We start from the raw sequence: 12,229 nt of genomic DNA on the forward strand, positions 1-12,229 counted from the left end.
AAAAAAAGGATTATGGACTTTCAACTCAAGACCCTCACCGTCGCCCAGGCCGCCGCCGAGAAATCCGACCTCCTCATCGTGCTCGTCGGCAGCGCTCTCCCCACCGCCAAAGACCCCGTTTCCGTGCTCGCCGCCAGCGCCCGCAAGGCCGGCGACCTGCCCGACAAGGCCGGCAAGCTGCTCGCGCTGTACCGCCCCGAGACCGTGGTGCCCTCGCGCGTGCTGCTGGCCGCCATCGGCGACGGCAAGGCCGCTTCGGTGCGCGGCGCCGTGAGCGCGGCGGTGGCCGCCGCCAAGGCCAATGGCCCCAAGCGCGTCGTGATCGTCTTCGCGCAGCCGGCCGACGCCGCCGCGGTGGCCGCCGCCGTCACGGCCGCGGCCGATGCCAGCTATGTCTACACCACGACCAAGTCGAAGGCCGAGCCGCGCAGCATCCGCCACCTGACGCTGGGCGTGTCCGAGGCCGCCAGCCCCGCCGTCGCCACGGCCTTCGACGACGCCCGCGCCACGGTCGCCGGCATCGAGCTGGCCAAGGAGTGGGGCAACCGTCCCGCCAACCACGCCACGCCCACGCTGCTGGCCGAAGCCGCCAAGGGGCTGGCGAAGCTGCCGCGCATCAAGTGCGAAGTGCTGGGCCCGAAGGAAGTCGACAAGCTCGGCATGGGCGCCTTCGCCGCCGTGGCCCAGGGCTCGGCCGAACCGCTGCGCTTCATCGTGCTGCGCTACCAGGGCGGCGCGAAAGACGAGGCCCCGGTGGTGCTCGTGGGCAAGGGCATCACCTTCGACACCGGCGGCGTCTCGCTCAAGCCCGCGGCCGAGATGGACGAGATGAAGTTCGACATGTGCGGCGCCGCCAGCGTGCTCGGCACCTTCCGCGCGCTCGGAGCGATCCAGCCGGCGATCAACGTGGTCGGCCTGATTCCTTCGTGCGAGAACATGAACGACGGCAAGGCCGTCAAGCCCGGCGACGTGGTCACCAGCATGAGCGGGCAGACCATCGAGATCCTGAACACCGACGCCGAAGGCCGGCTGATCCTGTGCGACGCGCTCAGCTACGCCAAGCGCTTCGACCCCGCTGCCGTGATCGACATCGCGACGCTCACAGGCGCCTGCGTGGTGGCTTTGGGCGGCGTGCGCAGCGGTCTGTTCGCGAGCGACGAGTCGCTGGCCTCCGCGCTCGAATCGGCCGGCGAGGCCTCGCAAGACCGCTGCTGGCGCCTGCCGCTGGACGACGACTACGCCGAAGGCCTCAAGAGCAACTTCGCCGACGTGGCCAACATCGCCGGGCGTGCCGGCGGCGCGATCACCGCGGCCAAGTTCCTGCAGCGCTTCACGGCCGACTACGCCTGGGCGCACCTGGACATCGCAGGCACGGCCTGGAAGAGCGGGGCGGCCAAGGGCTCGACCGGCCGGCCCGTCGGCCTGCTGGTCTCGTACCTGACGAACCGCGCAGGCAACAGCAACGCCGCTGCCACCGCGCCGAAGGCCGGCATGGCCGCCAAGCCCGTGAAGAAGGCCGCGTCGCCCAAGGCCCCGGCCAAGCCGGCCCGAAAGGCCCGGTCCGCGCAGTGACCGACATCGGCTTTCACTACAACGCGCCCGACAAGCTCACCTACGCTTGCCGGCTGGTTCGCAAGGCCGTGAACACACGCGGCCTGCGCGTGGTGGTGGTGGGCGATGCGCGCGCGCTCGACACGGTCGATGCCGCGCTCTGGCAGCTGTCGCCGGTCGACTTCGTCGCGCACTGCCGCGCCGATGCGCCGGCCCATGTGGTGGCGCGTTCGCCCGTCATCCTGTGCGCCGAAGGCGGGGACGCGGCCTCGCTGCCGCATCGCGAGATGCTGGTCAACCTCGGCCTGGAAGTGCCGGCCGGCTTCGAGCGCTTCGAACGCATGATCGACATCGTGAGCGACGAGGCCAACGACCGGCAGGTTGGCCGCACCCGCTGGCGCCATTACGCCGACCGGGGCTACACGATCCAGCCGCACGATTTCGCAAGGAGCGCTTCCTGATGGCCAGCACGCTGCGCACGCCGCCCCGGTTCGTCCCGACGCTGACGACCGTGCTCGAGATCCCGGCCGAGCCCGTGCCGGTCGCCGAGGCGGTGCGACCCACGGGTGCGCCGGTGTCGCAGCCCCCGCCGCCGGACCCCGCGAGCGCCGTGGCGTTGCCGCCGTCGGTGTCGCTCACGCCGGCCGAAATCGTCAGCCTCGAAGAGCAATTGCTGCACCGCGTGCTGCAGCGCGTCGACCTGTCGCTGGAAGAGCGATTGAGCGACGCCGTGTCAGCTGCCGTTCAGCATCAGCTCGACGAAATGGTGCCGCGTCTGCGCGGCGAAATCGAGGCCGTGCTGCGCGCGCTCGTCATCGAATCCATGGCCGCTGAACTCTGTGAAAACACAGGGGAAAACACAGGGTCTACGCCAACTTCCGGCGCATAAATCCTCGGCTAAACTGCGCCGCAGGTCGGAATGGCGTGAGGGTGCCGCTGGTCTGCGGCGCGAAACTTGCGAGGTCTGAACGCCCGGATCGAACGACCGGTTTTTATATCTTTTCATCCAAGTTCTGGAGGTTCTCATGCAATTGAAATGGACTGCGGTCGCACTGGCTGCACTCACGCTCGTGGCTTGCGGCAAGAAGGAAGAAGCTGCTGCTCCGGCGGCACCGGCACCCACGGCTGCGGCTCCGGCCCCTGCTGCGCCTCCGGCTGATGCCCTGGTCGTCAAGATCGGCCACGTCGGCCCGACCAGCGGTCCCATTGCCCACCTCGGCAAGGACAACGAGCTCGGTGCCAAGATGGCCATCGAAGACCTGAATGCAAAGGGCTTCAAGATCGGTGACAAGGTTGCCAAGTTCGTGCTGGTTCCCGAAGACGACGCTGGCGATCCGAAGCAAGGCACCGCCGTCGCCCAGAAGCTGGTCGATGAAAAGGTCAACGGCATCGTCGGTCACCTGAACTCGGGCACCACGATCCCCGCTTCCAAGCTGTACAGCGACGCCGGCATTCCGCAGGTCTCGCCGTCGGCCACCAACCCCAAGTACACCCGCCAGGGCTTCAAGACCACGTTCCGCGTGGTGGCCGACGACACGCAGCTGGGCGGCACGCTCGGCAAGTACGCCGTCGAAACGCTCAAGGGCAAGAACATTGCCGTGATCGACGACCGCACGGCCTACGGCCAGGGCGTTGCCGAAGAGTTCGAGAAGGCAGCCAAGGCGGCAGGCGCGACCATCGTGGGCCACGAGTTCACGACCGACAAGTCGACCGACTTCAACGCCATCCTGACCAAGCTGAAGGCTGCCAAGCCCGACGTGCTGTTCTTCGGCGGCATGGACGCCGTGGGCGGCCCGATGCTCAAGCAGGTCAAGCAACTCGGCCTGAACGTCAAGTTCATGGGCGGCGACGGCCTGTGCACCGGCGAACTGCCGAAGCTGGCAGGCGACGCCATCGGTGAAGACATGGTGGTCTGCGCTGAAGCCGGCGGTGTCGACGGCGACTTCAAGCAGCCGCTGGAAGACTTCAAGGCCAAGTTCAAGACCAAGAACGGCGTCGAAGTGCAGATCTACGCACCGTACGTGTACGACGCGGTCAACGTGCTGGCCGAAGCCATGGCCAAGGCCGGCTCGTCCGACCCGGAAAAGTACCTGGCTGAAGTCGGCAAGGTGCAATACAAGGGCGTGACCGGCCCGATCGCCTTCGACGAAAAGGGCGACATCAAGAACGGCGCCCTGACGCTCTTCACCTACAAGGGTGGCGTGCGCACGCAGATCGCCGTGGTGCGCTGATCGCATTGCAGCCAACGACCCTTCACCGGGTCGTTCCATGAAAAAAGGGCCCTCGGGCCCTTTTTTCATTCAGGGGTGCGCAGCCGTTGCGCGGGCCTGCCTTCAGAGCGCGGCCAGGCCCGAGGGGCGGTCCGCGTTGCAGTACTCGATGAAGGCGTCCAGGTCGCGCGACTTGTCGAACACCGCGTCGGCGCCCAGTGCCTGGCAGCGCGTGCGGATGTCGGGGGTGACGTAGTTGCTCAGCACCACGACGCGCTGGTGCGGGCCGCGTTCGCGGCAGCCCGACAGCACACCGAGGCCCGAGCCTTCCTTGAGGAACAGGTCGACGATGAGCAGCTGCCAGGCATCGGGGTGGGCGGCGAGCCAGGCGAGGGCGCCCGATTCGGTTTCGGCATAGCCGACGACATGGCCGTTGACGAGGTCCTCGAGGGCCGGGACCAGGTTGTCCCTGATGGTCTTGTTGTCCTCGACGAGGAACGTGATGAGGGCCATGCCGCGGTTTTGATGTGTGAACCAATAGCGTAGCGTGGCGCAAGCGGTCTCCGCGTAGGAGAAGGGAGAACGACGCACGCAAACCGTGCGGAAACAACGGCGATCAGCGCTTGTCCGACGTCGCCTGGGTGCGGATGCGCGCCTTGAGCTGCTCGGCCAGCGCCTGGCTCTCGTCGCGCTCGGCGGTCACTTCGAGGCGCTTCTCGATTTCCTCGCTCAGCGCCGCATTCACTTCGGCCAGTTTCTCGGCCGACTGGGCGAGTTTTTCCTCGAGCTGGCTGGTGTGCTCGATGGCCTGCGCCACCTCGCCGACCTGGACCTCGTCCGGCAGTTCCTGTTCCAGCACCGTGCTCACGACGGCGAGGTTGTCCGAGGCGCGCTGCACATCGGCGGCCACCTGCTTGCTCTTTTTCAGGGTCTTGTCCAGCGAGGTGGTGCCGCGCGTCAAGGTGGGGGAAGGTCCGGCCATCGAGGCTCCTTTGCGGCAGGCGAAGTGGGGTGGAATGTCGGTCGATTCGATTCCGCGCATCGTACCGCCAGACGCGGCCTTGCTCAGGATTGGCAACAGTTGCTGCGTGGCAACAGGGTTCAGCCGAAGTCCTACGGAATCGGCCGCGAGTTTCGGACTGGGCCGATGGGGGATTCTTGCCGCCCCCGGGAAGATGCAGAACATCCTCTTCCCCCGCCAAGGCTCGCCATGATCAGAAACGCACTCGTGATCGACCAGGTCGAACGCACCGGCTTCGCGCTGGCCACCTTCATGCGCTACGCCGGGATTCCCCGCGTGGACGTCACGCGCAGCGGCCACGGCTTTGTCGAGGCAGTACAGCACCGGCGCCACGACCTGCTGGTGGTGGACATCGACACGCCCGAAGTCACGGGCCTGCAGATGATCGATGCCGTGGTCGAGGCCGGCAGCCCCGCCGCGCTGGTGCTCATGAGCGCCCAGCCGCCGCGCATCCTGCAGGCCGCGCAAGACTATGCCCGGGCCCGTGGCGCGCGTGTGCTTTCAGCCATCGCCAAGCCGCGCACCATGGTCACGATGGCGTCGGCGGCGCAGGCCATGGCACGCGGACGGCGCCACCGGGCCGAGCTGCGGCGCGGCATGGCGCCGGCAACAACCGATGCACCGGCCTTCACGGCCGAGGTCCTGCGCGAGGCGCTGGCTACGCGCCAGATCGCCGCCCACTTCCAGCCCCGGCACTGCGCGCACACCGGCGTGCTGCGCGGCGCCGAACTGCAGCCGGGCTGGTACCGGCCCGACGACACCTGGCTGCCCGCGGCCAACTTCCTGCCGGCCATCGCGCAGGCCGGCCTGCGCGAGGCGCTGGTGCAGCGCATGCTCGAGTGCGCCTTCGAACTGCTCGGCTACATGCACAAGGACCACGGCCTGCGCCTGGGCGTGCGCGTGCCCGCGTCGGTGGCCGCCTCGGTGTCCTGGGCGCAGGGCGTGGCCGAGCAGGCCGAACGTGCCGGCATCGCCGCCGACCAGCTCGTGCTGGAGATCGCCGAAGACGGCGGCGCGCGCTGCAACGAGGTGCTGGCCGGTGCGGTCGCGCACCTGCGCCTGCGCGGATTCCACTGCGCCATCGACCGCTTCGGCCAGGGCGACTCGACCCTGAGCCGCTGGCTCAAGGTGCCGTTCAGCGAGCTCCAGATCGACGCACGCCAGCTGGCGCAGGCGCGCGAGAACCCGCATGCGCGCCACATCCTGGCGAGCGTGATCGCCATGGCACGCGAACAGCACGCGACGCTGCTCGTGAAGGGCGTCGACGGCGAACGTGACCTCGCGCTGGCCCGCAGCATTGGGTGCCACTTCACGCAGGGCGCGCAGCATGCCGCGCCGATGGCCGAGTCGGCCTTCGTGCAGTACGCGGCGCTGCTGCGGTATGCGGCGGGGCGCTCGCAGGCGCAGCGGAACGCCGATTGACGATCGGGCGACGCGCGCTCAGGCCGCGCGTCGCGCCAGCACCGCTTCGGCGGCCGCCTGCAGCGCGGTCCAGCCGGGGGCGATCACCGCCATGTGATCCTGCTTCACCACGGCGCTGAGCCGGCCGCACATCGCGGCGATGGCCGGCTCGCCGATCATGGCGAAGGCGCCGCGCACCGCATGCAACTCGTCGCCGATCGCGCGCCGGTCGCCGGTCGCCAGGGCCTCGCGGACCTGCTGCGCGGAAGACGCCAGCGACGAAACCATCGCGTCGTGCAGGCGCGCGTCCAGGGGCGCTTGCGCAGGCGCGACCGGGGCGCCGGCCACCCCGGGCGGCGCGGCCGCGCCCAGCGTCTTGAGGATCGCCTGCTCCAGCGCCGGCAACAGCACCGGCTTGAGCAGCACCCTCGCGAAACCCGCCAGCGAGCATTGCTGGTAGCCCTCCTGCTCGAGGTGCGCCGTGATGGCGACGAGCGGGATCGACGGGCTGCGCTCGCGCAGCCGGCGGGCCAGCGTGTAGCCGTCCATGCCGGGCATGTTCAGGTCGGTCAGCACGAGGTCGTAGCGCTGCGCGGCGAACAGGGCCAGCGCGGCGTTCCCGTCGGGCGCCACGTCGGCGGCGACGCCGAGCGCGTCGAGCTGGTCGCTGATGAGGGCCCGGTTGGCCGGATGGTCGTCCACGACCAGCAGGCGCACGGTACGCAAGGGCAGTGAAGCGTTCGCAGTCCTGGTGTCCGACGACGCGACGACCTCGGGCGCCAGCGCCACCAGCGGCAAGGTCACCGTGAAGCACGAGCCCGCGCTCGGCTGGCTGCGCACGGCGATCGTGCCGCCCATCTTGCGCGCCAGCCGCTGGCAGATCGACAGCCCCAGCCCCGAGCCGCCGAACTCGCGCGCGGTCGAGGGCGAGGCCTGCATGTAGATGTCGAACAGCTGCGGAATCTGCTCGGGCGGCACGCCCATGCCGGTGTCGGTCACGCGGATCACCACTGGCGAAGCCTGCCCCGGCGACAGCGGCCCGACCTCCAGCATCACCGTGCCCGAGGCCGTGAACTTGATCGCGTTGCTCAGCAGGTTCACGACGATCTGGCGAATGCGCGTCGGATCGCCTTCGTAGCCGGCGGCCAGGCCCGGGTGCACCACGCAGTCCAGCCGCAGTCCCTTGGCGTGTGCCGAGGGCTCGAACATCTGCGCGCAAGCCTGCACGATCCCGGGCAGCGCCACGCGCGTGGTTTCGAGCTTGAGGTGGCCCGACTCCATCTTCGACAGGTCGAGGATGTTGTTGACGATCTCGAGCAGGGTGCGCGAGGCCTGGCGCACCGACTGCAGGCGCCGGGCCTGCACCTCGGGCGGCGCGCCCTGGCCGAGCAGTTCGAGGTTGCCCAGCACCGCGTTCAGCGGCGTGCGGATCTCGTGGCTCATGGTGGCGATGAACACCGACTTGGCGCGGTTGGCCGCTTCGGCCGCTTCGCGGGCTTCCTCGCGCTTCTTGTCGAGTTCGTTGCGCTCGGTGGTGTCGGCAAAGCTGCACAGCAGGGCGTCCGCGCCCTGGTAGCGCGTGCGCGTGCATTGCAGCAGCAGCTCGCAGGCCTGGCCGTTCTTCAGCGACAGCGGCATGCCGGCGTCATGCAGCGTGCCGCCCTGGGCGCGTTCGCGGTAGAGCGCGGCCATCTGGCGGTGCAGCGGCTCGGGCGGCGCGGTGGCCGCGGCGTAGTGTTCCGTCAGGGTGTTCTGCAGCAGCACGCGCTCGTCGTCGAGCGCGATCAGGCAGACGCCGAACGACGAGGTGGCGATGATCGCGCGGTTGAGCTGCTCGCTCTCGAACACCCGCTGCGAGCGACGGTAGGCGGGCTCCAGCAGCTTGCGCCTGAAGAGCAGCAGCAGGCCCCAGAGCGTGCCCAGCACCACCAGCGTGGCGCCGCCGTAGCGCAGCAGCTGCGGCTTCAGCGTGGTGAAGACCGTGCGCCACGAGCAGGCGTACACCAGCGACCAGCCGGTGCCGGCCAGCGGCGTCGAGAGGCTGAACACGCCCGCGCGGTAGGTTTCACGCGGCAGCGCGGGGCCGGCCTGGCGCAGGCTGTGGGCCAGCGCCGTGGCCATCAGCGCGCCGCCGTCGATGGCGTCGCCCGTGCGGTCGGCCGAGAGCAGCACCCGGCCCTGCGCGTCGACCAGCAGGGCGGCCGTGTCTTGCGGCGTGTGGCGCAGGCGGTCCTGCAGCACGCTGGAGGGCAGGTTGCTCACGAACACCATGAAGGGGCGGCCCTGGGCGTCGAAGCCGGGCTGCACCAGCTTGAAGGGCGAGGCCCCCGGTGCCAGCAGATCGGGCGCCAGCGGCTGCCAGGCCACGCGCCGCTGCGTGCGCCACTGCGCGGCGAGTGCCGGGTCGCCGGTGAGGTCGCCGATGTCGTAGCTCAGGCGCGCGATGAGCGCGGCGGTGTCCGGCAGGCCGGTGCGGTCCAGCGCGCCCTGCAGGCCGCCTTCGGGCGCGGGCATCAGCGTGAGCAGGCGGTGGTCGGGGGTGTAGGCGTAGGCGCCCAGCGGCGAATTGCGCAACTGCGCGACGGCGGTGACGCTGTAGGCCTGCATTTCGAGCATGCCAAGGTAGGGCGCGAATTCATGCAGGTCGTGGGTGCGGGCGGTGTCGACCGCGGCGATGGCCGGCGTCAGGTGCGCCCCGGCCTGCAGGACCACGTGGCCCCCGTCGCGCACGAAGGCCTCCAGCGTGCCGGCGGCCGGCGGTGTCTGGCTGTTCCAGAGCAGTTCGGCGTTCACCACGCCGCGGCGCATCGCCGCCTGCTTTTCCTCGATGTCGAGCTGCATCTGCGCGCTGTGCGCGGCCAGCGTGGTGCGCAGGTTCGCGAGCGCATTGGCGGCGGCGTTATACAGCACGAGGCCCGCGGCCAGCACGATGAGCAGCGACAGCAGCGCGCCGCCGCCATAGAGCAGGGCGTGCTGGTAGCGGCGCAGCAGGTCCAGCTCCTGCGCCTGCCGGGCAGGCGTCGAGGCAGGGGGGGCGCTGGCGGGGAAGGCGGGCGGAGACATGGCGAAAAAATGGCGAAAAAGACGCGAATTAAAAACAATCGACTGGAATGGTAGGGCGAATTGCGCGTGGATTTCCATGAATTACAGGAATGCTTCTGTTTATAGGACGAGTCCTATGCAGGCCTTTCTTTTTCAGGATTCGGCTGAGCCGGTGAGTGAGGCGGGGCTTCTGGAATTTCCATCTGTATTCTGCAGTCGCAGGCGTCGATGAAAAATAAATCATCTGTTCGGGTGGATTCGATCTCCTGCGAACAGATTGCTGGGTCGGCAAGGCTGCCCTGCAAATCGATAGTGACGAGCGGCAAGGCCAATGGCCGCGCAATCTTCACGATGAACTGCCAATAGACAAGCACCGTGCGAGCGATTTTCAGACGGGTCCGATTGGATTTTTGAGGCTGAAAACATAGGATTGAAAAATTACCTTTGTCGCCTCTCTGGCACCTGTGCAAGGGCGCTGGATTGAATATTTTTTAGAGGTCGTCGATGACGAATATCTTGTGGATCAAGAAATTGTGGGAATTCCTGCGTGGCAAGCGAATGCAGGCAACCGGCTGCACGCGGCGAAGCGCGTTGTTCGGCGCTTTGGTGCTGGCAAAAAAGCCATCGGCCACGGCTCGGAACGACAATTTCTTTTGAGCAGGCGGTCGCATTTGGCCTTGATCAAGATCGCAGGCGGATGGGGCCTAGACCCTTCATGGGGAGCGCGCTCATGCGGATGATCGGACACCGCCTGTCCATGGAGCGCGCCAGGCTCGGCCTGAGCGCCGCCGCCTTCGCGGTGCTCGGCGGCGTCGATGCCTCCGTGCAGGAGGCTTTCGAAAAGGGCGCGCGCCATCCCGACGCGGCCTACCTGGCCACCATGGCCGTCATCGGCATCGACGTGCTGTACGTCGTGACCGGCATGCCCACCTGCACCGAAGACCTGTCGGTGAGCCGCGAGGAGGTGTCGCTGCTGCGCGCCTACCGGACCTCGGACGACGCCGGCAAGAAAGCCGCGCAAGCGGCGCTCCAGGCCATCGCGCAGGCCTTCCCGGGCGACATGCTGTCGGCCTCGGGCGCGCGCGCTTCGCAGCCCGCTGCTGCGGCGCCTCCCACCGAAACCGCCTGAGCCTTTCACTTGCGCGCCGCGGCCCGCCCGCGCAGGACCGGCGGGTAAGATGCCCCGGCGCTGCGCCCGGACCCTCGTCCGCCGGCCACGCCGGCAAGCGAAAGGGAAAAAACAATGGCAATGGACCGCTTCGAAATCCGCGTCGTTCTGGCCGACGACCATCCCGGCATGCTGGCCGGGGTCCGGCACGAGCTGGCGTCGGTCGAGACCCTCACGCTGGTGGGCGAGGTGGCCAATTCGACCGGGCTCATGGCGCTGCTGGAGACCACGCCCTGCGACGTGCTGGTGTCCGACTACGCGATGCCGGCCGGCGAGTTCGGCGACGGCGTGCCGCTGTTCAAGCTGGTGAAGCGGCGCTTTCCCGACACGCAGATCGTGGTGATGACCATGCTCGACAACCCGGCGGTGCTGCACTCGCTGGTGTCCAGTGGCATCCGCTGCATCGTGAGCAAATCGGATGCGGTGGCGCACCTCATTCCCGCCATCCACGCCGCCCGCACCGGCGGCACGTACTACTCGCCGACCATGGACGCCGTGGTGCGCTCCATCGACTGGGAGGTGCGCAGCCGCAACGCCGCGGGCGTGCTGAGCCAGCGCGAGTCGGAGGTGGTGCGGCTGTATGCGTCGGGGCTCACGATCAACGAGATCGCCGAGCAGCTGCACCGCAGCAAGAAGACCATCAGCACGCAAAAGACCAAGGCGATGGAAAAGCTGGGCATCGAGCGCGATGTCGACCTGCTGCGCTATGCGCTCGAAAACGGCCTGACGGCCACGGTGACGGGCGCGCCGCAAGGCTGACCCGCGTGTGGCCTCAGGGCCAGGGCAGCGCCGGCAGGCCCGGCGGTGGCGGCGGCGGGGCCGCCGACGTGCTCATGAGCCCGGTCTCCATGCCGTAGCGCACGAGGTCCATGTCGCGCAGGATGCCGAGTTTGGCCATGGCCGAGCCCTTCTGCGTGCTGATGGTCTTCTTGCTGCGGTGCAGCCGCTCGGCAATTTCCGTCACTGTGAGGCCCGACACGAACATGCGCACCACCTCGAGCTCGCGCTTGGAGAGCATGGCGTGCGGCTGGGTGTCGGTGCGGTGCGGCGCGGTGCGCGCGGCGATCTCCGCCATGCTGGGCGACAGGTAGCGTCCGCTCGCGTAGGCCGCATGCACGGCCGGCAGCAGGTGGCTCACCGAGTCGGCCTTGTTCAGGATGCAGGGCACGCCGATGTCCAGCAGCGAATGGATGATGCCGGGGTTGTCCAGCATGGTCATCACCACGATCTTCAGCCGCGGGTAGCGCTGGCGCACCAGCGCGAACAGCGCGATGCCGTCGCCGTGCAGGCCGCCGGGCATGGCGTAGTCGGACACCAGGATCTGGCAGTCGTGCTGCTTGAGCATCTCCATCATCTCGGTGGAGTCGCGCGCGGCGCCCACGACGGTGACCGCCTGGCTTTCGCGCAGCGTGCTCTCGATGCCGATGCGAACGGCGGGATGGTCGTCCGCGATCAGGACGCGGAGATTGAATGGCTTCATGGCGGACCTGTGGAACGCAGAGGGGTCGGACCTGCGCGCGCCGCGTGCAGGAAGGGCTGCTGTCGAACGCCCAGCCCCCGGCGTCGGGGACGTCTGAAAAAGGGGCCGGTGGCGGGTGCCTCGGGCGGTGCCAGCAGGGGATGACTGGACTTTAGGAGGACGTCGGTCCTGCGTTAAGCGGCCTGATCCGATAGCGGGCCGCCAATGCATAGGACCCGTCCTAATTTGTAAGACGCGGGGTGCCCGGGGCTAGGACCCGCACCTTTTCCGGATCAGATCGGGTCCGAAAACGGGTTCGGACCCGGGCGGCTTCAGGCCGCGGCCGCGCCCTCGGGCGCCCGGCGTGCGAGCGCGGC

At 68.5% G+C, this 12,229-nt stretch carries 13 protein-coding genes; 8 read left to right on the top strand and 5 right to left on the bottom strand.

The genetic code is table 11. The features are described 5' to 3' along the window. The first annotated feature begins 12 nt into the window (after positions 1 to 12). From VBO01S_RS02935 to VBO01S_RS02950, 4 genes are all read left to right on the top strand, one after another. Complete coding sequence (locus tag VBO01S_RS02935; RefSeq protein ID WP_062470226.1) at positions 13 to 1,572, top strand: leucyl aminopeptidase; 1,560 nt, start codon at positions 13 to 15, stop codon at positions 1,570 to 1,572. Further along, the gene (locus VBO01S_RS02940) at positions 1,569 to 2,012 is read left to right on the top strand and encodes a DNA polymerase III subunit chi (RefSeq protein WP_062470228.1); all 444 of its coding nucleotides are present in this window, start codon (positions 1,569 to 1,571) and stop codon (positions 2,010 to 2,012) included. The genes VBO01S_RS02935 and VBO01S_RS02940 overlap by 4 nt, the downstream gene beginning before the upstream one ends. Then, on the top strand, positions 2,012 to 2,440 hold the full coding sequence (locus tag VBO01S_RS02945) for a hypothetical protein (protein ID WP_062470231.1): 429 nt from the start codon (positions 2,012 to 2,014) through the stop codon (positions 2,438 to 2,440). Before VBO01S_RS02940 ends, VBO01S_RS02945 begins: the two co-directional genes overlap by 1 nt. A gap of 136 nt (positions 2,441 to 2,576) precedes the next feature. Further along, on the top strand, positions 2,577 to 3,782 hold the full coding sequence (locus VBO01S_RS02950) for a branched-chain amino acid ABC transporter substrate-binding protein (RefSeq protein ID WP_062470234.1): 1,206 nt from the start codon (positions 2,577 to 2,579) through the stop codon (positions 3,780 to 3,782). A gap of 102 nt (positions 3,783 to 3,884) precedes the next feature. On the opposite strand, the gene VBO01S_RS02955 is transcribed toward VBO01S_RS02950, so the two are convergent. Then, complete coding sequence (locus tag VBO01S_RS02955; RefSeq protein ID WP_062470237.1) at positions 3,885 to 4,274, bottom strand: response regulator; 390 nt, start codon at positions 4,272 to 4,274, stop codon at positions 3,885 to 3,887. A gap of 103 nt (positions 4,275 to 4,377) precedes the next feature. Then, the gene (locus VBO01S_RS02960) at positions 4,378 to 4,743 is read right to left on the bottom strand and encodes a hypothetical protein (protein ID WP_062470240.1); all 366 of its coding nucleotides are present in this window, start codon (positions 4,741 to 4,743) and stop codon (positions 4,378 to 4,380) included. 228 nt (positions 4,744 to 4,971) lie between these two features. Here VBO01S_RS02960 and VBO01S_RS02965 point away from each other — a divergent pair, with 228 nt between their 5' ends. Further along, a complete protein-coding gene (locus VBO01S_RS02965) occupies positions 4,972 to 6,204 on the top strand; it encodes an EAL domain-containing response regulator (RefSeq protein ID WP_062470243.1) in 1,233 nt (410 codons plus the stop codon). Between the two features lie 18 nt (positions 6,205 to 6,222). On the opposite strand, the gene VBO01S_RS02970 is transcribed toward VBO01S_RS02965, so the two are convergent. Together VBO01S_RS02970 and VBO01S_RS32205 are read right to left on the bottom strand one after the other, a co-directional pair. Continuing rightward, entirely contained in the window at positions 6,223 to 9,246 is a 3,024-nt protein-coding gene (locus VBO01S_RS02970; protein ID WP_062470245.1) for an ATP-binding protein, read from the bottom strand. 113 nt (positions 9,247 to 9,359) lie between these two features. Beyond that, entirely contained in the window at positions 9,360 to 9,599 is a 240-nt protein-coding gene (locus VBO01S_RS32205) for a hypothetical protein (protein WP_157627264.1), read from the bottom strand. 130 nt (positions 9,600 to 9,729) lie between these two features. Between VBO01S_RS32205 and VBO01S_RS32210 the strand changes: the two genes are divergently transcribed. The 3 genes from VBO01S_RS32210 to VBO01S_RS02980 all read left to right on the top strand — a co-directional run bounded on the left by VBO01S_RS32210 (position 9,730) and on the right by VBO01S_RS02980 (position 11,152). Further along, complete coding sequence (locus tag VBO01S_RS32210; protein WP_157627265.1) at positions 9,730 to 9,882, top strand: hypothetical protein; 153 nt, start codon at positions 9,730 to 9,732, stop codon at positions 9,880 to 9,882. Between the two features lie 73 nt (positions 9,883 to 9,955). Beyond that, positions 9,956 to 10,354, top strand: a complete 399-nt coding sequence (locus VBO01S_RS32215) for a helix-turn-helix domain-containing protein (protein WP_157627266.1) — start codon at positions 9,956 to 9,958, stop codon at positions 10,352 to 10,354. A gap of 120 nt (positions 10,355 to 10,474) precedes the next feature. Further along, entirely contained in the window at positions 10,475 to 11,152 is a 678-nt protein-coding gene (locus VBO01S_RS02980; RefSeq protein ID WP_062470250.1) for a LuxR C-terminal-related transcriptional regulator, read from the top strand. Positions 11,153 to 11,165: 13 nt separating this feature from the next. Here VBO01S_RS02980 and VBO01S_RS02985 read toward each other — a convergent pair whose 3' ends face one another. Then, positions 11,166 to 11,873 (bottom strand): response regulator, encoded by a 708-nt coding sequence (locus VBO01S_RS02985; RefSeq protein ID WP_062470253.1) that lies wholly within the window; start codon positions 11,871 to 11,873, stop codon positions 11,166 to 11,168. Positions 11,874 to 12,229: the final 356 nt, after the last annotated feature.

Origin of the sequence: Variovorax boronicumulans NBRC 103145 (assembly GCF_001591345.1) — a bacterium.
Taxonomy (GTDB): domain Bacteria; phylum Pseudomonadota; class Gammaproteobacteria; order Burkholderiales; family Burkholderiaceae_C; genus Variovorax; species Variovorax boronicumulans.

Excerpts from the sequence above, each read along its gene's own strand:
- VBO01S_RS02960 (WP_062470240.1), bottom strand. The coding sequence starts at position 4,743 with ATGGCCGGACCTTCCCCCACCTTGACGCGCGGCACCACCTCGCTGGAC.
- VBO01S_RS32210 (WP_157627265.1), top strand. The coding sequence starts at position 9,730 with ATGACGAATATCTTGTGGATCAAGAAATTGTGGGAATTCCTGCGTGGC.
- VBO01S_RS02945 (WP_062470231.1), top strand. The coding sequence starts at position 2,012 with ATGGCCAGCACGCTGCGCACGCCGCCCCGGTTCGTCCCGACGCTGACG.
- VBO01S_RS02935 (WP_062470226.1), top strand. The coding sequence starts at position 13 with ATGGACTTTCAACTCAAGACCCTCACCGTCGCCCAGGCCGCCGCCGAG.
- VBO01S_RS32215 (WP_157627266.1), top strand. The coding sequence starts at position 9,956 with ATGCGGATGATCGGACACCGCCTGTCCATGGAGCGCGCCAGGCTCGGC.
- VBO01S_RS02985 (WP_062470253.1), bottom strand. The coding sequence starts at position 11,873 with ATGAAGCCATTCAATCTCCGCGTCCTGATCGCGGACGACCATCCCGCC.
- VBO01S_RS02950 (WP_062470234.1), top strand. The coding sequence starts at position 2,577 with ATGCAATTGAAATGGACTGCGGTCGCACTGGCTGCACTCACGCTCGTG.
- VBO01S_RS02965 (WP_062470243.1), top strand. The coding sequence starts at position 4,972 with ATGATCAGAAACGCACTCGTGATCGACCAGGTCGAACGCACCGGCTTC.
- VBO01S_RS02970 (WP_062470245.1), bottom strand. The coding sequence starts at position 9,246 with ATGTCTCCGCCCGCCTTCCCCGCCAGCGCCCCCCCTGCCTCGACGCCT.
- VBO01S_RS02955 (WP_062470237.1), bottom strand. The coding sequence starts at position 4,274 with ATGGCCCTCATCACGTTCCTCGTCGAGGACAACAAGACCATCAGGGAC.
- VBO01S_RS02980 (WP_062470250.1), top strand. The coding sequence starts at position 10,475 with ATGGACCGCTTCGAAATCCGCGTCGTTCTGGCCGACGACCATCCCGGC.